Origin of the sequence: Variovorax davisae (assembly GCF_030316845.1) — a bacterium.
Classification (GTDB): Bacteria; Pseudomonadota; Gammaproteobacteria; order Burkholderiales; family Burkholderiaceae_C; genus Variovorax; species Variovorax davisae.
The window spans coordinates 131,953-150,199 of the sequence record NZ_JASZYS010000017.1 but is presented as its reverse complement, the minus strand read 5'-3'; the positions used below and the strand labels follow the sequence as shown (position 1 = coordinate 150,199).

At 69.7% G+C, this 18,247-nt stretch carries 15 protein-coding genes; 5 read left to right on the top strand and 10 right to left on the bottom strand.

Features of this window, described 5'->3' with window-relative positions; translation table 11 throughout:
• Window positions 1-14: 14 nt before the first annotated feature.
• Complete coding sequence (locus QTI33_RS30145) at window positions 15-191, top strand: hypothetical protein (protein WP_286510234.1); 177 nt, start codon at window positions 15-17, stop codon at window positions 189-191.
• Between the two features lie 10 nt (window positions 192-201).
• On the opposite strand, the gene QTI33_RS30140 is transcribed toward QTI33_RS30145, so the two are convergent.
• From QTI33_RS30140 to QTI33_RS30120, 5 genes are all read right to left on the bottom strand, one after another.
• A complete protein-coding gene (locus QTI33_RS30140; protein ID WP_286510233.1) occupies window positions 202-828 on the bottom strand; it encodes a LysE family translocator in 627 nt (208 codons plus the stop codon).
• Window positions 829-913: 85 nt separating this feature from the next.
• The gene (locus QTI33_RS30135) at window positions 914-1,513 is read right to left on the bottom strand and encodes a class I SAM-dependent methyltransferase (protein ID WP_286510231.1); all 600 of its coding nucleotides are present in this window, start codon (window positions 1,511-1,513) and stop codon (window positions 914-916) included.
• Entirely contained in the window at window positions 1,506-1,910 is a 405-nt protein-coding gene (locus tag QTI33_RS30130) for a PaaI family thioesterase (protein ID WP_286510229.1), read from the bottom strand. The genes QTI33_RS30135 and QTI33_RS30130 overlap by 8 nt, the downstream gene beginning before the upstream one ends.
• A 2-nt stretch (window positions 1,911-1,912) precedes the next feature.
• Window positions 1,913-2,188: a DUF2277 domain-containing protein gene (locus QTI33_RS30125; RefSeq protein WP_286510227.1), complete on the bottom strand. Its 276-nt coding sequence runs from the start codon at window positions 2,186-2,188 to the stop codon at window positions 1,913-1,915.
• A gap of 72 nt (window positions 2,189-2,260) precedes the next feature.
• Entirely contained in the window at window positions 2,261-8,224 is a 5,964-nt protein-coding gene (locus QTI33_RS30120) for an alpha-2-macroglobulin family protein (protein WP_444814911.1), read from the bottom strand.
• 126 nt (window positions 8,225-8,350) lie between these two features.
• Here QTI33_RS30120 and opgC point away from each other — a divergent pair, with 126 nt between their 5' ends.
• On the top strand, window positions 8,351-9,496 hold the full coding sequence (gene opgC, locus QTI33_RS30115) for an OpgC domain-containing protein (RefSeq protein WP_286510222.1): 1,146 nt from the start codon (window positions 8,351-8,353) through the stop codon (window positions 9,494-9,496).
• On the opposite strand, the gene QTI33_RS30110 is transcribed toward opgC, so the two are convergent.
• The 5 genes from QTI33_RS30110 to argH form a co-directional block, all read right to left on the bottom strand.
• Window positions 9,473-10,240, bottom strand: a complete 768-nt coding sequence (locus QTI33_RS30110; protein WP_286510220.1) for an SGNH/GDSL hydrolase family protein — start codon at window positions 10,238-10,240, stop codon at window positions 9,473-9,475. The genes opgC and QTI33_RS30110 overlap by 24 nt on opposite strands.
• Window positions 10,241-10,336: 96 nt before the next feature.
• Window positions 10,337-11,710 (bottom strand): UDP-glucose dehydrogenase family protein, encoded by a 1,374-nt coding sequence (locus QTI33_RS30105; RefSeq protein WP_286510218.1) that lies wholly within the window; start codon window positions 11,708-11,710, stop codon window positions 10,337-10,339.
• Between the two features lie 4 nt (window positions 11,711-11,714).
• On the bottom strand, window positions 11,715-12,686 hold the full coding sequence (locus tag QTI33_RS30100; RefSeq protein WP_286510217.1) for a UDP-glucuronic acid decarboxylase family protein: 972 nt from the start codon (window positions 12,684-12,686) through the stop codon (window positions 11,715-11,717).
• A gap of 22 nt (window positions 12,687-12,708) precedes the next feature.
• A complete protein-coding gene (locus QTI33_RS30095; RefSeq protein WP_286510215.1) occupies window positions 12,709-13,551 on the bottom strand; it encodes a glycosyltransferase family 2 protein in 843 nt (280 codons plus the stop codon).
• 178 nt (window positions 13,552-13,729) lie between these two features.
• Complete coding sequence (gene argH, locus QTI33_RS30090; protein ID WP_286510213.1) at window positions 13,730-15,127, bottom strand: argininosuccinate lyase; 1,398 nt, start codon at window positions 15,125-15,127, stop codon at window positions 13,730-13,732.
• A 49-nt stretch (window positions 15,128-15,176) separates the two neighbouring features.
• Between argH and QTI33_RS30085 the strand changes: the two genes are divergently transcribed.
• Genes QTI33_RS30085 through QTI33_RS30075 form a run of 3 tightly spaced genes read left to right on the top strand, consistent with a single transcriptional unit; the run spans window position 15,177 to window position 18,234 of the window.
• Entirely contained in the window at window positions 15,177-16,265 is a 1,089-nt protein-coding gene (locus QTI33_RS30085) for a sensor histidine kinase (RefSeq protein WP_444814913.1), read from the top strand.
• Entirely contained in the window at window positions 16,262-17,017 is a 756-nt protein-coding gene (locus QTI33_RS30080) for a LytR/AlgR family response regulator transcription factor (protein ID WP_286510209.1), read from the top strand. The genes QTI33_RS30085 and QTI33_RS30080 overlap by 4 nt, the downstream gene beginning before the upstream one ends.
• A gap of 59 nt (window positions 17,018-17,076) precedes the next feature.
• A complete protein-coding gene (locus tag QTI33_RS30075; protein ID WP_286510252.1) occupies window positions 17,077-18,234 on the top strand; it encodes an AI-2E family transporter in 1,158 nt (385 codons plus the stop codon).
• Window positions 18,235-18,247 lie beyond the last annotated feature (13 nt).

Genomic DNA, 18,247 nt, shown 5'->3' with positions numbered 1-18,247 from the left:
CCAAGGAGATCTCGATGAAGCGCCTCGCACTCGTTCTCGCTGCCCTGACGCTGTCGGGCTGCATCGTCGCGCCCTACGACAACTACCGCCCGCCGCCGCCGCGGGGTGGCGTCTACATGGACCGCGATCGCGACCGCGACGGCGTGCCCAACCGCTACGATCGCCGCCCCAACGATCCGTACCGCTATTGAGGCCGGCGGCTCACACCGGGCGCCGGGCCAGCAGGGCCCAGACGCCGGCGGCCGACAGCAGCGACCCGCCGGCGAGGTTGAAGCGCCGCTGCGCCCGCGGCGAGGCCAGCAGGCGCCGCGCCGAACCCGCGAACACCGCATACAGCGTGGCGTTGAGCGCGGCCATGCAGACGAAGGTCAGGGCCAGCACCCACAGCTGTTGCGTCACGCCCGCGCGCGGATCGATGAACTGCGGCAGGAAGGCGACGAAGAAGACGATGCCCTTGGGATTGAGCGCAGTCACGAGGTAGGTGTTGGCGAACAGCCGCCAGCGCGAGCCGGGCGCGGCCGGCGCCGCCAGCACGGCCGGCGAGATGCCGGCGCGCAGCAGCTTGATGCCGAGGTAGAGCAGGTACAGGCCGCCGACCCACTTGATGGCGGTGAACCAGAAGGCCGAGGTCGCGAGCAGGGCGCCGAGGCCCAGCAGCGAGACGACCAGCGCGGTCGAGTCGCCGAGCGCGACCGCCGCCACCAGCGGCAGGTTGGCGCGCTTGCCGTGCGCCACCGAATAGCTGATGACCGTGAGGATGGTGGGCCCGGGAATGATCAGCAGCACCGCCGATGCGGCGACGAAGGCGAGCCAGAGCTGGAGGGACATGACGAGGTGTTCCTTGGTGTCGAATGGTCGAATGGTCGAATGGTCGAATGGTGCCTTCAATCCGGAGGCGGTGCTGCGAGTGCGCCTATCGTTCGAGGCGCTCGAGGATGACTTCCCACAGCGCCTTGGGCTGCTGATAGCGCTCGACGACCTGTTCGTCGGCGCTGAGCAGGCGCCAGCCCGAGGCGAACAGCCGGTCGACCGCGGCGCGGTCGAAGAAGCGCTTGGGGATGCCGTCCACCAGGTAGAAGTTGTCGGCGCCCGCTTCGAGGTCGCGGCGGGCACCGTGATGGAAGTCGCGGGTCGAGTTGAGCCGGCACAGCAGCAGGCCGCCGGGCCGCAGCTGCCCACAGATGCGCTCGACCAGTGCCAGCGTCTCCGGCCAGTCGAAATAGTGCAGCGAGAGGCTGGCGACCACCACGCCGACCGTGCCGGCGGCCAGCGGAAAGGGCGCGCGGATGTCCTGGCAATGGAACGCCGCCGTGGGCACGCGGGCGCGGGCCTCCTCGATGGCGTCGGCGCTGAGGTCGATGCCCACCACCCGCAGGCCCGCCGCGGCCAGCGTCCGGGTGTCGCGGCCGCTGCCGCAGCCGAGTTCGAGGATCGCCGCGCCATCGGCGTGCGCCACCACCTGCGGCAGCCAGCGGTCGAGCCAGGGGTCGGTCGGTGTCTTCGGGCTATGCATCCATGACCAGTTGCGTCTGCGTGACCACCGCGCACAGCTTGCCTTCGGCCGAGCGGATCGTGGTCTGCCACACCATCGTGGTCCGGCCCCGGTGCAGCGCCACCGATTCGCCAACCACCGTGGTGTCGACGCGCGCCCCGCCGATGAACTTGGTGCTGGAGTCGGTGGTGGTGGTGCGCTTGCCCGGTGGCAGGTTGAGGAGGGTGCCGACGGCGCCCAGGGTGTCGGCGAAGGCCATCGAGGCGCCGCCGTGCAGGATGCCGCCGGCGGTGCAGAGGTCGGCCCGCACGGGCAACTCCGCAACGACGCGGTCGGGCGCCAGCGTGACCAGGCGAACGCCCATCAGGCCCGGGAACAGCGGTTCGAGGAGTCGCTGCAATTGTTCGACGGTCGGCATCTTCAAGCCTGGGTGCCGAAGCGAACGGCGGTCCGTGCGCGGGCGCGCGCGGCCTCGATCTCGCGATCGCGCGGATCGGCCGTGGTCACCAGCGATTCGATCAGCGCCCGGGCCGCGGCCGTGACGTCTTCGACCGCGCGATCGAAGGCCGCCTCGTTGGCCTTGGACGGGCGGGCGAAGCCGCTGAGCTTGCGCACGAACTGCAGCGATGCCGCACGCATTTCCTCTTCGGTCGCCGGCGGCTCGAAGTTGAACAGGGTCTTGATACTTCTACACATCATGTCTCCATGCGAGAGGGTCGATCGCGCAGTGTGCGCAAGATCGAGCGCGAGCTCAACCCTGGCGCCGCGCTACTTCGCCGCCTCCACCTTGACCCGCGCGTTCGGCATCTCGCCGAACATCTCGGGCGCATACAGCGCCTCGACCCGGCTCGGCGGCAGCGCGAAGTCGCCGACGTTGTTGAGGCGCAGCGTGTATTCCATCTTCACCACCCCCTTGGGCAGGTATTCGTAGTAGCTCCGGAAGGCCTCGAAACTGCGTTCCTCGAAGGCCGGCCAGCCGCTGCCCGAGCGCTTCTCGCCCTGGGTGGCGATCTGCGAGTCGCGGCCCAGGCCGCCGCCGAGGATGGTGGCGCCGCCGGGGATCGGGTCGGTGATCGCGACCCAGGTCATGTCGGCGCTGGCGTTGACTTCGAGGCTTACGCGCAGCACGTCGCCGCGCGTGAAGACGCCCGCCACGGCCTGCTCGACCGGCGTCACGGTCTTCCTGATCGCATAGCCGGCCGCGAAGGGTTCCTTCAGCGGCACCGCGGCCAGCGACTGCAGCGTGAGCCAGGGCTTGCCGCTGCCGCTTTGCGTGACCAGCAGCGTGTCGCGCCCGCCGGCGGCCGGCCATGGCACGAACATCGTGTTGTTGCGCAGCATGCCGGGCGACGCCGGTGCGCCGAAGGCGCTCGCCTGGTTCGGCGCGCCGCCGGGGTCGCCGACCTTGACCGGCTCGACCTTGCGCCAGTCGACCTGGGCCTTGGCCGTGCCCAGGGTGGCCGCCGTGATGCCGCTGACCGGCGCGCTTTCGAAGCGTTTCGAGAATTTCTCCAGCGCCAGGCCGCCCCACAGGTTGGCGGTGGTGGTGCGCCAGGCGCCGTTCTGCTGGCGGCCGATGAAGCCGTTGGCCAGCTTGCCGATGTCGTCCTTCCATGCCGGATCGTCCTGCACCGCCAGCAGCAGCCGCGCGCTGTTGACGTCGCCGTTGGCCATGAGCCACCACCAGTTGTCGTCCTGCTCGGTGCTGAAGCCGAGGCGCGTGCCCTGGAAGCTCAGGCGCGCCCTGAGCACGTTGTTCGCTTCGTCCAGGCGCTGCTGGCGCTGCGGTACGTCCGCCACCCGCCGCAGGATCTGCAGCCAGTCGATCAGCGCGCTGGTCGGCCACTGGTTGGGGGCGATGGTGATGCTGCCGGTCATGCGGCCCTGGGCCTTGCCGTAGCGCGACAAGGCCTCGAGCGCGGCCAGCTTGCGCACGTCGAGGTCCTTGCGCGGGCTCCAGAACTCGCGCTGGATGCGGCCTTCGACGAAGGCGATCAGGCCCTGCATCATCGGTGCACTCGCCGTCTCGGGCAGGGCGAAGGCCGGGTCGAGCGCGGCCGCCTCGTGGGTCGATGCCAGCAGGTAGGCGGTCAGGATGTCGCTGCCGCGATTCGCTTCGCCATCGCGCGGCGGGAAGTAATTGGCCAGGCCGTCGCCGTCGAGGTAGGTCGGCAGCTGCGCCACCACCGCCTGCCAGCCCTTGCCGTCGCGCAGGCCGATCGACTTGCTGGCCTTCTGTTCCAGGCAGGCATAGGGGTAGGCCGCGAACCAGTCGCGCACGCCGGTCAGGCCTTCGGCCAGGCGCGGCTGCAGCGACATCCGCAGGCCGCCGCGGCCGGGCAGGGCGTCGGCCGGCGGGCCGACGTCGAGCGTGAACGGGCCGTCGAGCTGCACCAGTGTCGCCTGCTGCACCGTCAGCGGCACCGCCGGCAGGATGCGCTGGCGCACCTTGAGCGCATCGCGGGCGCCGCCGAGCGTGTCGCGGGCCTCGATCTCCCAGAGGATCGCCTCGGCCCGGGTCTGCGCCAGCTGCGCCGGCGCCGTCACCGTCCAGGCCAGCTCGCGCGCTTCGCCGGCCGGGATCTCGACCGTCTGCGGTGCCAGCGTGAGCAGGGTCGCACGCGGCGTGGCTTCGACCTTCATCGCGCTGGTCGTGGTGTTGCGCAAGGTGAGCTGGGCCCGGAACTGGTCGTCCTCGCGCACCAGCGGCGGCAGGCCGCTGATGATCTGCAGGTCCTGCGTGGCGCGGATCGAGGCCTGGCCGGTGCCGAAGAGCCCGGTGCCGGCGTCGGCCACCGCGACGATCCGGAACGTCGTCAGCGCATCGTTGAGCGGCACCGTCAGCGTCGCCTGGCCGTTGGCATCCAGCACCACGGCCGGCTTCCACAGCAGCAGGGTGTCGAGCAGCTCGCGGGTCGGGCTCTTGCCGCCGCCGCCGCCCGCGGGCACGGCCTTGCGGCCGTAATGCCGACGGCCGACGATCTCCATCTGTGCGGTCGAGGTGCCGACGCCCCAGCTGCGCCGCTGCAGCATGGCCTCGAGCAGGTTCCAGCTGTCGTTGGGCAGCAGTTCGAGCAGCGCCTCGTCGACCGCCGCCACCGCCACCTCGGCGCCGGCCGCGGGCTTGCCGTCGGGCAGCCGGCCGCTGATCGTGATCTGCGCCTGGCTGCGCACCGGGTAGGCCGGCTTGTCGCTCGCGACCTTGACGTCGATGCGGTGCGACTGGGTGCCGACGCGGATCTCGGCCAGTCCGAACCGGTAGGCCGGCTTGCTCAGGTCGACCAGGGCGGTCGGCGCCACGTATTCCTTGCCCTCGTACCAGAAGGCGGTCCACCATTCGCGCGGCGCGCGGAAGCCCCAGGTGAAGAAGCTGTACCACGGCACGTCGCGCAGCCGCCCGCGCAGCGCCAGCACGCTGACGTAGACGTTGGGTCCCCACTCGGGCTTGACCTGCAGGGTCACGGTCGGGTCCTGGCCGTTGAGCTGCACCACGTGGGTCTCGATCACGCCTTCGCGCTCGACCGAGACCAGCGCGGTGGCGAAGCGGAACGGGCTGCGGACCTGGAACCGGGCAACCTCGCCGGGCTGGTAGCTCTTCTTCTCGGGCAGCACGTCGATGCGGTCGTGGTCGTCGCCGCCGAACCAGAGCTCGCCCTGGCGCGTGACGTAGACCGAGCTCGCGGCGCGGCTGTCGCGGCCGTCCTTGTCGGTGGCGCTGGCGATCAGCTCGACCTGCCCCGGCTCCTTGAGCTCGACCTCGCACAGCAGCAGGCCGCGGGCGTCGCTCTTGCCGCTGCAGATGGTGCCGATCTCCTTCACCTCGGTCTTGTTGTCGTAGGTGTAGAAGCCGCCCACCATGCGCTTGCGGCTGGTGGTCGTGATGCGGGCGATGGCGCGCACGTTGAGCGTCACGCCTTCCTGCGGCTTGCCCGCCAGGTCGAGCGCCAGCGCCTGGAATCGGAGCTTCTGGCTGGCCGACACCCAGCCTTCGGTCTTGATGCCGGCGACGACCGTGGCCGGCCACAGCGTGTGGGTGCTGCGCAAGGTCTGCACCTCGCCGTTGGGGTCGGCATAGCTGGCTTCGAGCAGCAGTTCGCGCGGGCTGGCCTTGGCGACCGGAATCTTGTCGATCGTGAGCCGGCCGGCGCCTTCGCGGTTCAGCGTCAGGGGGAGCTTGTCGGCGATCACGCGCGGATCGTCGGCGGCCTCGTCGCCTTCCTTGCTGGGGGGAGCGAAGCTGAAGGCGTCGAAGTCGGGGAAGGCCGGCTGCTTGCCGCGCACCAGCGCCGACACGCGCACCGGCAGCGCCGCCGCCCCGCCGCCCGCCACGTAGTTGATCTGCAGGTCGACCGGCAGCGCGCCGATGGCCACCAGCGGCTTGCTGTCGCTCGGCCCGATCCGGCCCTCGAGCACCGGCAGGCGGAACTCCTCGACCCGGAACTGCCCGCTGGCGTAGCTGCCCGGACCGCCTTCCTCGGCGCTGGCGCCGCCCGCCTTGCCGCTTCTCAGCTCGACCTGGTAGATCCCGAGCTTGGCCGCCGGCGGCACGGCGAAGCTGCTTTCGCTGCTGAGCCCGCCGGTGGCGGTCTTGCGCCACTGGAGCGGCTGGGTGAACTGCTGGCCGCTGCCGGCATGGGTGACGACCAGCTGATCGGGCAGCGACTCGGGCAGGCCGAAGCCCTTCTGGGTCTGGCTGCGGATCAGGTGCTTCATCGACACCGTCTCGCCGGCGCGCAGCAAGGTGCGGTCGAACACCGTGTGGGCGATGCGGTCGGGCTGCGCTTCGAGGCTGGTCGGCACGTTGAAGCGCCAGGGCTCGATGCCGCGCTGCCAGTCGCTCCAGGTGAAGGCCAGGTCCTCGACGCCTTGCGCGTCCTTGGCGCGGGCGCTGACGAAGTAGGCGCCGGCCTCGTAGTCGTCGTCGCTGGCGCAGGAGGGCGCGTCGGGCGAAATGCCGGTCAGCGTCACGAGCCCCTTGGCGTCGGTGGTGCCTCTTGCCACTTCGTGGCCATCGCAGGCCGACACGCGCACTGCGGCGTTGGCGACCACGCTGCCCTTGTCCAGCGTCGTGACCCAGGCCACCGCGTTCTCGCGGCCGAGCTTGAAATGCACCGCCAGGTTGGTGGCCAGCGCGGTGGTGCGCACGTACATCGTGCGGCCGCTGCCGTAGCGTTCGTCGAGCAGCGCATCGCCGAGCTTCTGCGAGGCGATCTCGAGCACGTGGAAGCCGGGCGTCAGCGGGATGCCGACGACCTCGAAGGGCCGCGGGTCGCCGCCGTCGGTCTTCGGCATGTCCAGGGTGCGCACGCCGGCCTGGCCGCCGAGCAGCGACACCATGCGGGTCTGGATGCTGTCGCGCTCGTCCTTGTCGATCACCTTCGGCAAGGCGCCCTTGACGTCGCGTGCGGCCAGCTTGCGCGAGACGTTGTAGTTGTCGTAGCGGCGCACCTTGCGGAACCAGGCAATGATGTCGGCGTCGCTCTTCGGATTCAGGTCGCTCACCTGGCCGGGCGCCGCGCCCAGGGTCAGCGCCTGCACCTGCAGCGCCGGCTCGACCCGGCGCACCGTGACCGGCATCAGCGCCACGCCGCCGGGCTCGGCCAGCCGCTCGACCACGCCGAAGGGCGAGGCGGCGAACTTGGCCAGCGGCGGCATCAGGCCGGTCGCGACCTTGAGCGGGAAGCTGTCGGGCGCGGCCAGCGGGCGGCCCGAGGCATCCTCGAACTTCGGCGGCAGCGTGATGGTGAACGGCGTCTGTTCGGCGAAGGGCCCGGCGAAACTCAGCGACTCGACCACCCCATCGTCGTCCCGGGCGGCGTTGTCGTCGAACTGCGGCTTGAAGGACTTGCCGGCGCCGGCCAGCGTGATGGCCGCGGCCAGCTTGCGCGCCACCGGCGCATTGAAGCGCAGCACCATCGGCTTGAGCGGCAGGCAGGCCGACTGGGCGTTCTCGCGCTCGCAGCTGAACGAGACCGCGAAGGGCTCGCGCACATCGAAGTTGAGCCGCCGCTCGACGTTGTTGACCACGCCCGAGGGCGTGGCGACGCCCTTGCCGTAGACCAGCTGCACCCGGCTGGCCGGCGGCAGCGTGCGGTTGCACTGCAGGGTCAGGAAGCGCTGCGGCGCCCGCTCGGCGTCCTTGTCGCGCCCGAGCGCCTTGAGCAGGGCGGCGCGCTGGTCGCCGCCGACCTGCCGGACCGGGATGCGCTCGCCGATGCCGCCGGCGGCGCACCAGACGTTCTCCTGCACGCTCTCGGGCGTGGCGGGGCCGTTGAGCTCGAGCATGAAGACCTGCTGCTCGTCGATCTTGCCGTAGCTGGGCTGCCAGTTGCGGATGAAGGGGCCGCCGCTGTTGAAGCGCCAGCTCTCGGGTCCGGTCAGCGCGGCGCCGGTGGCCGACTGGAAGCCGGCCACCGGCGTCACCGTGCAGCGCACGCCCGGCGGCAGGTCGTTGTCGAAATCGAAGACCCATTGGCGGTCGCCGGTCCAGCGGCCGCTGCCCTTGCCGGCCTCGGCGTCGGCGCAGGCGACGGCCAGCGGGGCCGGCGCCTTGGGGTCGCCGAAGCGCACCGCGGGCTGGTCGAATTTGGCGACCACCTGGCGCACCCGCGAGACTTCGCCCTGCGGCGTCAGGCTGGTGATCTGCAGCGCATGGGCCGCGCCCGCGGCCAGGAAGACGCTGGCAGCCAGCAGGAAGGCGGGTGTCGTTCGGCTCAAGTTTTTTCTCTCCATCCGGTCCGTAGCGCGTCGAGCGTAGCCCATTTGCCCCTGGGCGGCGCCCGGCCCGAGGCCCGTTCCTTACAATTCGGGGCTCGTCGTGCGGGTCTCGCGCGTACCGCTCACAGATCACGTCGACCGATGAAACGCTACTGGGAAATCGATGCATTGCGCGGGCTCATGCTCGTGCTGATGACCGTCACCCACCTGCCGACCCGGCTGACCGACCCGCTCGGACAGCCCTTCGGCTTCGTGTCGGCGGCCGAGGGCTTCGTGCTGCTGTCGGCCTTCGTCTCCGGCCTGGTCTACAGCCGCATCGCGCGGACCCAGGGCGTCGATTCGATGCGGCGGGCCTTCTGGCGCCGCGCGCTCAAGGTCTACCTGAGCCAGGCCGCGACCTTGCTGTTTCTCTTCACGGTGATTTCTGCCGTGGGGCTGCGGATCGATCAGCCGGCGGTCAAGAATCTTCTGTCGTTCTATCTGGCCAATCCGCACGAGGGCTTCCTCTACTCGCTGCTGCTGATCTACGAGCCGGCGCTGCTCGACATCCTGCCGATGTACATCTTCTTCATGCTGCTGAGCCCCTGGGTGCTGGCCTTCGCGCTGCGCCACGGCTGGACCGGCGTGATGGTGGCCAGCGCCAGCCTGTGGGCGCTGGCGCAGTTCGGGCTCAGCGAATGGCTCTACGGCCAGACCGTGCGCCACACCGGCCTGGCGGTGCCGTTCCACGAGATGGGCGCCTTCAACGCCTTCGCCTGGCAGTTCCTCTGGTTCGCCGGCCTCTGGATCGGCGCCGGCCGCAACGCGCCCGGCGCGCAGCCGCTGCGCTTTCCGCCCTGGCTGGTGCTGCTCGCCGGTGCGGCGGCGCTCTACGGCTTCTGGTGGCGGCACCACGGCATCAACGGCCAGGCGCCCTTCGGCGGCGATGTCGAGCTGAACCTGCTGTTCGACAAGTGGCAGCTCGGGCCGCTGCGGCTGGTCAACCTGGCGGTGCTGGGCATCGTGGCGGTCCGCTTCGGGCCGGCCTTCATGCGGCGCATTCCCCGCCTGCAGTGGCTGGAGGACCTGGGCAGCGCGTCGCTGCCGGTCTTCTGCGCCCATCTGGTGGCGGTGCTGCTGGTGCTGGCGGTCTACGGCGACAGCCAGACGGCGCGGCCTTGGTGGGGCGATGTGCTGCTGCTGGCGGCGGTGTTCGGCTGGCTCTACGGCGTCGCCCGGACCACGCTGTGGTGGGACGGGCGGCAGAAGCCGCCGGCCCTGCCGCTATCGGGTGCCCTGGGCGACTGAGGTCCCGGCGGGCGGCGTTTGCTGCAGGTGCGAGGCGATCACCGACTGCCAGAGCCGGTAACCCTCGTCGTTGAGGTGCAGCCGGTCGCCGCGGAACAGCTCCGGCCGCGGCCGTCCGTCGGCCGCCAGCATCGGCGTGAAGACGTCGATGTAGTCGCTGTTGGGCAGCCGCTTCAGGTAGGCGCCGATCACGTTGTTGGTTTCGCGGATGCCGGGCAGCAGCTTTTCGCGCGAGGGGCTGGGCTTGACCGAGATGTAGGCGATGCGGGTGTCGGGCAGGGCCGCGCGCACGGTGCTGGCGAACTGGGCGAAGCTTTCGAGCACCTGCAGCGGCGTGCGGCCCTCGGCCAGGTCGTTGTCGCCGGCATAGACCAGGACCAGCCGCGGCTGGTAGCGCACCACCAGCTCGGACGCGAACAGGCTGCAGTCGGCCATGGTCGAGCCGCCGAAGCCCCGGTTGACGATCACCGGCTGCTGGCTGAAATCCTGCGCCAGCCGCGACCACATGCGGATCGTGGAACTGCCGACGAAGACCACGCCGCCGGGCTCGGGCAGCCGTTCGCGGTCGGCCGCGGCGAAGGCGGAGAGGTCTCCCTGCCAGCGGGCGCGCGCGGCGCTGTAGGCGGGGGAGGGGGCGGCCGCGGGCGACAGCGCCGAGCCGCCGCCGGGCAGCGGCTCGGCCTGGGCCGCCAGCGCGCCCGCGAACGCGAGGGAGAAAAGGGCAAGGCGGGCAGCAGCTTTCATCGACACCATCAGGAAGCAACGTTCTTCGACCGGAAAGCGTTGGCAGCTTCCTGCCCACGCGGCCGCAAATGGTAACGACTCGTCAGCCCGCCCCGTTCACTGGCTGTTGCGGCCGATGCCCTGGTAGACGATGCCGGCGTCCTTCATGGTGCCCGGCTCGTAGAGATTGCGGCCGTCGAAGACGACCGGTGTCTTCATGAGCGCCTTGAGCCGTTCGAGGTTCGGGCTGCGGTAGGCCTTCCATTCGGTGACGATGATCAGCGCATCGGCCCCGGCCAGGGCCTCCATCGGGTCCTTGGCGGCGACCAAGCGGACGTTGTCGAGCAGCTCGGGCGCATCGGCGAAATCGAGCTCCAGCACGCGCCGGGTCTCCTCGATCGCGATCGGATCGTGCGCCACCACCCTTGCGCCGGCGCGCAGCAGCACGTCGAGCACGACCCGGCTCGGCGCCTCCCGCATGTCGTCGGTGTTGGGCTTGAAGGCCAGCCCCCAGAGCGCGAAGCTGCGCCCGGCGAGGTCGGTGCCGAAGCGCGCCAGCACCTTGTTGGTCAGCACGTTCTTCTGCTCGTCGTTGACCGCCTCGACCGCCTCGAGCACCCGCAGCGCCTGGCCGTTGTCGCGGGCGATCCGGGTCAGCGCCTGGATGTCCTTCGGAAAGCAGCTGCCGCCGTAGCCGGTGCCGGCGTACAGGAAGCTGTAGCCGATCCGCGGGTCGGAGCCGATGCCCTGGCGCACCGCCTCGATGTCGGCGCCGACCCGGTCGGCCAGGTTCGCCAGCTCGTTCATGAAGCTGATGCGGGTGGCCAGCATCGCGTTGGCCGCGTACTTGGTGAACTCGGCCGAGCGCACGTCCATGACGCGGGTGCGCTCGTGGTTGCGGTTGAAGGGCGCGTAGAGCCGGCGCATCCAGGCCAGCGCCTCGCGGCCGTTGTCGTCGTCGCTGTAGCCGATCACGATCCGGTCGGGCCGCATGAAGTCCTCGACCGCCGCGCCTTCCTTCAGGAACTCGGGGTTGCTGACGACCGAGAACCGGAGGTCGGAGCGGCCGCGCCGGTCGAGCTCCTCCTGGATCACGGCCGTCACCTTGTCGGCCGTGCCCACGGGCACGGTCGACTTGTCGACCACGACCTTGAAGCCGTCCATGTAGCGGCCGATGTTGCGCGCCGCGGCCAGCACGTACTGGAGGTCGGCGCTGCCGTCCTCGTCGGGCGGCGTGCCGACGCCGATGAACTGGACGTCGCCGAAGGCCACCGAGGCCTCGACGTCGGTCGAGAAGGTCAGCCGCCTGGCCGCCACGTTCGATTCCACGACGGCTTCCAGGCCGGGCTCGTAGATCGGGATGCGCCCGGCGTTGAGGGTGGCGATCTTGCTGGCGTCGACGTCGAGGCAGAAGACGTTGTTGCCGATGTCCGCCAGGCAGGCGCCGGTCACCAGGCCGACATAGCCCGTGCCGATGATCGTGATGTTCATGGGGTCAGGCCGACTTGGGTTCCGAGAGAATCTGGTCGAAGTAGGCGATGGTCTTCTTCAGGCCTTCTTCGAGCTGCGTGCGCGGCGCCCAGCCGCCGAGCTCCTGCTGCGCCAGCGAGATGTCGGGCCGGCGCTGCTTGGGATCGTCGGCGGGCAGCGGCTGCCTGACCAGCTTGCTCTTCGAGCCGGTGAGCGCGATCACCTTGTTGGCCAGCTCCAGCATCGAGAACTCGCCCGGATTGCCGATGTTGATCGGGCCCGGCATCTCGTCGCCGGTGGCCATCATGCGCAGCATCGCTTCGAGCAGGTCGTCGACGTAGCAGAAGCTGCGCGTCTGCTGGCCATCGCCGTAGATCGTGATGTCCTCGCCCCTCAGCGCCTGGACGATGAAGTTCGACACCACGCGGCCGTCGTTCATGTGCATGCGCGGCCCGTAGGTGTTGAAGATGCGCACCACCTTGACGCGCAGCTGGTGCTGGCGGTGGTAGTCGAAGAACAGCGTTTCGGCGCAGCGCTTGCCTTCGTCGTAGCAGCTGCGCAGGCCGATCGGATTGACACGGCCCCAGTAGGACTCGACCTGCGGATGGATCTCCGGGTCGCCATAGACCTCGCTGGTGGAGGCCTGCAGGATCTTGGCCCGCACCCGCTTGGCCAGGCCGAGCATGTTGATGGCGCCGTGCACGCTGGTCTTGGTGGTCTGCACCGGATCGTGCTGGTAGTGGATCGGCGAGGCCGGGCAGGCGAGGTTGAAGATCTCGTCGACTTCCACGTAGAGCGGGAAGGTCACGTCGTGGCGCATCAGCTCGAAGCGCGGATGGTCGAGCAGGTGCTCGACGTTGCGCTTGGTGCCGGTGAAGAAGTTGTCGACGCACAGCACGTCGTGGCCCTGCTCGATCAGGCGGTCGCACAGGTGGCTGCCGAGAAAGCCGGCGCCGCCGGTGACCAGCATTCGTTTGGAGGCGTTGTATTTGCGCATGCGAGAGTCACTCCCTGTGAAGTCAGTTCGATGGGTGTTGATGGCGTTGCTCGTACATCTTCGCGTCGACCAGCATGCGAAACCACAAGGCCTGGAAAAAGGCGAAGTAGAAGCCTGTGGTGCCGTCCAGGAAGCCGAGCCGGAAGACGTAGCGGTAGACGAAATAGCCGAGCGAGCGGACCCCGGTCGGCAGCTTGTAGTAGAGCTCCTTGATGAAACGGGTGCGTTCGCGGGCGTCGCCCATGAGGCGCGGCTGCAGCACATTGTCGCCGGCGACGCGGGGGCCGAGCTTCTCCTTGGCCTCGGCATCGCTCCAGCGGTTGTGGCTGGCGATCCAGTCGGCCAGGCGGGCGGAGTTCTTGTCGTGCATGAAGCCGTCGAGGCGGCCCGGTTTCGCGCTGCTGATGAAGTGCTGGTCGTAGAGCCGCGATTCGCAGCGGCCCAGGCCCGAACGGAACAGCCGCAGGTGCCACGGATTGACGCCGCTGAAGCGCAGCATCTTGCCCATGAAATAGTCGCGGCGCCGGATCAGGTAGGCATCGAAGGCGGGCTGGCCGGCCAGCACGGCACCGATTTCGGCCACCGCGCGGTCGTCGAGCACCTCGTCGGCGTCGAGGTGGAGCTGCCAGTCGCAGCTGCCCTCGACCTGGGCGATGGCCCAGTTGCGCTGGTCGCTGTAGTTGGAGAACGGGCGCTGCAGGACGGTGCAGCCCAGCGCCTCGACGATCGCGGGGGTGCCGTCCGACGAATGCGAGTCGACCACGACGATGTGGGGGCTTGCCTTCTTCGCCCGCGCCACGGTCTCACGAATGATCGAGGCGGAGTTGAAGGTCAGGATGACGATGACGCAGCGGTGTTTTTCCATGGAGTTCGGCGCTCGGGAGCCGCTTCGAAGACAGGGTTCACCCGAATTCGTAAGCGCGAAGCATGCCAAACTTTAGCACTACATTCTTACATTTGGGAACATAACTGAGGGTCGACGGCCTCCGTCCGTCGGTCTATGGCGCCAGGACTTCACGGTTTGGCCCTTGAGGCGGTGCGTGTCAGGCCAGCCTTGCCTGGTGCCGGGCGATCTGCTGGCGCACCTGCGCCGGCGCCGTGCCGCCGAGGATGTTGCGGGCGTTGAGCGAGCCGCGCAGGCTCAGCACGCCGTAGACATCCTTCTCGATGGTCGGGTTGAAGCTCTGCAGCACGGCCAGCGGCAGCTCTGACAGGTCGACCTGGTGCGAGATCGCCGCCTTGACCGCATGCGCCACGGTTTCGTGGGCGTCGCGGAAGGGCAGGCCCTTCTTGACCAGATAGTCGGCCAGGTCGGTGGCGGTGGCGTAGCCGCGCAGCGCGGCCTTTTCCATCGCCTCGGGCTTGACCGTGATGCCGCCGACCATCTCGGCGAAGATCCGCAGCGTGTCCTTGAGCGTGTCGACGGTGTCGAACAGCGGCTCCTTGTCTTCCTGGTTGTCCTTGTTGTAGGCCAGCGGCTGGCCCTTCATGAGCGTGATCAGCGCCATCAGGTGGCCGACCACGCGGCCGGTCTTGCCGCGCGCCAGTTCGGGCACGTCCGGGTTCTTCTTCTGCGGCATGATCGAACTGCCGGTGCAGAAGCGGTCGGCGATGTCGATGAAGCCGAAGGACTGGCTCATCCACAGCACCAGCTCCTCGCTCAGCCGGCTGATGTGGACCATGGCGAGCGAGGCGGCGGCCGTGAATTCGATCGCGAAGTCGCGGTCGCTGACCGCGTCCAGGCTGTTCTGGCACACCCCCTCCATGCCCAGCGCCCGGGCCACCGCCTCCCGGTCCAGCGGGTAGCTGGTGCCGGCCAGCGCGGCGGCCCCCAGCGGCAGCCGGTTCACGCGGCGGCGGACGTCGACCAGGCGCTCGGCGTCGCGGGAGAACATCTCGACGTAGGCCAGCATGTGGTGGCCGAAGCTCACCGGCTGGGCCACCTGCAGGTGGGTGAAGCCCGGCAGGATGACCTCGACGTTCTTGTCGGCCAGCGCCAGCAGCGACTTCTGCAGGTCGACCAGCAGGCCGCCGATCAGGTCGATCTCGCCGCGCAGCCAGAGGCGCACGTCGGTGGCGACCTGGTCGTTGCGGCTGCGGCCGGTGTGCAGCCGCTTGCCGGCATCGCCGACCAGCTGGGTCAGGCGGGCCTCGATGTTCAGGTGGACGTCCTCCAGGTCGAGCTTCCAGTCGAAGGCGCCGGATTCGATTTCGTTGCGAATCTGCTTCATCCCGCCTTGAATGGCGGCGTGGTCCTGCGCGCCGATGATCCCCTGGGCTGCCAACATGCCGGCATGCGCCAGAGAACCCTCGATGTCTGCCTGCCACAGCCGCTTGTCGAAGAACACGCTGGCCGTGTAGCGTTTGACGAGGTCGCTCATCGGTTCGGAGAACAGGGCGGACCAGGCTTCGGATTTCTTGTCGAGTTGGTTTTGAGTCATGGGAACCGTTCGGGAGGCAATAATGGGTTTGTCACCCATTGTTTCTGCGATGCGCAACCCGTCGATTTTATCGGCCACCCCTTCGGCGTCGCCGGCGACGCCACCCGCCACGCCTTCGACCGCCAGGGCGAAGGGGCCCGCACGTCCCGCGAGGGCCCTGTTCGACGCCTGCCAGACCGGGGTTGTACTGCGCATGGTGCTGTTCGTCGAGGTGGTGGTGGCGGTCGCCACGCTGTTCGCGGCCGCGACGCTGTCCGAATGGCTGCTGCTGGCCGCGACGGTCACCGGCGGCGCCTTGCCGGCCACGCTGACCTGGCTGCTCGCCACCTGCGCGCTGAAGAAGCTGCTGGGCCGGCTGCCGGCGCCGGGGCAGTATGCGACGGGCGCCCTGCTCGGCGCCCTGGCCGCCCTGTATGGCTGCGGCCTGCTGCGGCTGACCGGCGTGGTCGGGCAGGCGCCGTGGCTGGCCAGCGCGCTGGCCGGCGCCCTGCTGGCCGGGCTGATGATGGCGGCGCTGGCGCTGCGCGCCCGCGGCCAGACGCCGGCGGCCACCACGGCAAGGCTGGCCGAGCTGCAGTCGCGAATCCGACCGCACTTCCTGTTCAACACCCTCAACAGCGCGATCGCCCTGGTCCGGCAGGAGCCGGCCAAGGCCGAGGCCATGCTCGAAGACCTGAGCGAGCTGTTCCGACAGGCCCTGGCCGACCCGAGCGAGTCGGTCACGCTGGCCGACGAGATCGCGCTGGCCGAGCGCTACCTGGCGATCGAGCAGGTGCGCTTCGGCGAGCGGCTGCGCGTGCGCTGGGACATCGATCCGGACGCCCATGGGGCCCGCCTGCCGCCGCTGCTGCTGCAGCCGCTGGTCGAGAACGCGGTCAAGCACGGCGTCGAGCCCAGCCCCGAGGGGGCCCGGCTGCGCATCCGCACCCAGCGCCGCGGCGCGATGGTGCTGATCGAGGTCATCAACAGCCTGCCGCCGCTGCGCTGGGCCGATGCGCCGCTGCCGCGCGGCCACGGCATCGCGCTGGACAACGTGCGCGACCGGCTGCGCCTGCTGCACGACATGCAGGCGCAGTTCAGCGCCGGCATGGACGACAAGAGCTATCGCGTCCGGATCGCCATTCCTGCTGAAACATGAGCACGTCGCCCCCTCTTCGCACCCTTATCGTCGATGACGAATCGCTGGCGCGCTCGCGCCTGCGCAGCCTGCTGGCCGACTGCCAGGCGCCGCCCGCGGAAGTCGTGGCCGAAGCCGCCCATGGCGAAGGCGCCCTCGACCAGCTGACGCGCGCCCGCTTCGACCTGGTGCTGCTGGACGTCCACATGCCGGGCCTCGACGGGCTCGAGCTGGCGCGCCGCATCCGGGCCCGGCCGGCGGCGCCGGCGGTGGTGTTCGTGACCGCCTACGCCGCCCACGCGGTCACGGCCTTCGAACTCGAGGCGGTCGACTACCTGACCAAGCCGGTGCGCGCCGAGCGCCTGCAGCAGGCGCTGCAGAAGGCCGAGCGCTACCTGAAGGACCGGCGGCCGCCGGTCGCCGAGCCGCAGGACGTGCTGCTGATCCAGGACCGCGGGCGCACCGAGCGGGTGCCGCTGTCGGAGATCCTGTACCTCAAGTCGGAGCTCAAGTACCTGACGGTGCGGACCGCCTCGCGCAGCCACATCTTCGACGGTTCGCTGGCCGAGCTCGAGGAGCGCTATCCGTCGCGCTTCGTCCGCGTCCATCGCAACGCGCTGGTGGCCCGGGCGGCCATCCGCTCGCTCGAGAAATACGACGACGGGGAGGACGCCGAAGGCTGGGCGCTGCGGCTGGACGGCATTCCCGAGCCGGTGATGGTGTCGCGGCGCCAGTTGTCGACCGTGCGCGAAGCGCTCAGGGACGCCCGGTGACCGAGCCCGCCGCACCCGTGTCCGCCGCGCCCGAGCCCGTCGCGCGCGCCGTGCCCGCCGTGCCCGAGCCCGCCGTGGCGGTCGTGGCGGCCGAAGCGCAGGAGCCCGACCGCGTGCTGCTGCACATGCCGGTCGACGTCCGCAGTGCCTCGCTGGTGGTGCTGGCGGTGCTGGCCAGCGTGTTCGCGCTGCGCTGGGCGGCGGCGGTCTTCATCCCGCTGATGGTGAGCCTGATGCTGACCTACGCACTCGCACCGCTGGTCGACCTGCTCGAACGCTGGAGGATCTCGCGCTGGATCGGCGCGGCCGTGATCCTGCTCGGCCTCGGGGGTGGCTTCGGGTGGACCGGCTATTCGCTGGCCGGCAGTGCCGCCGAACTGGTCGATTCGCTGCCCCTGGCGGCGCAGAAGCTGCGCCTGGCGATGCGCGCCAGCCCCCGCAGCGCCGATTCCAGCACGCTCGACACCGTCCAGAAGGCCGCGGCCCAACTGGAGCAGGCGGCCGAGGAGAACTCGGCCAAGGTGGCCGCGCGCAAGGGCGTGGCGCGGGTGGTGATCGAGCGGCCGTCCTTCAATGTGCGCGACTACCTGTGGAGCGGCACGGTGGGGCTGATCGGCGCCGCCGGCCAGCTCACGCTGGTCGCCTTCCTGACCTTCTTCGCGCTCGGCAGCGGCGACACCTTCCGCCGCAAGCTGGTCAAGATCACGGGCCCCAGCCTGCAGAAGAAGAAGATCACGGTCCATGTGCTCGACGACATCACGGGCCATATCGAGCGCTACCTGCTGGTGCAGATCCTCACCAGCGCCCTGGTCGGCGTCGCCACCGGCCTCGCGTTCTGGGCGATCGGCCTCGAGAACGCGGCGGTCTGGGGCATCCTCGCGGCCGTCACCAACCTGATTCCCTACATCGGTTCGGTGATCGTGATGGCCGCTGCCGCGCTGGTCGCCTTCCTGCAGTTCAACGGCATCGAGATGGCGCTGCTGGTCGGCGGCACTTCGCTGGTCATCCACACGCTGATCGGCAACCTGCTGGTGCCCTTTCTCACCAGCAAGACCAGCCGCATGAACCCGGTGGCGGTGTTCGTCGGCGTGATCTTCTGGGGCTGGCTGTGGGGCATCTGGGGCCTGCTGCTGGGGATCCCGATCATGATGGTCGTCAAGGCGGTCTGCGACCATGTCGAAGACCTGCAGCCGATCGGGGAACTGCTGGGAGACTGAAGGGGTCGCGGGT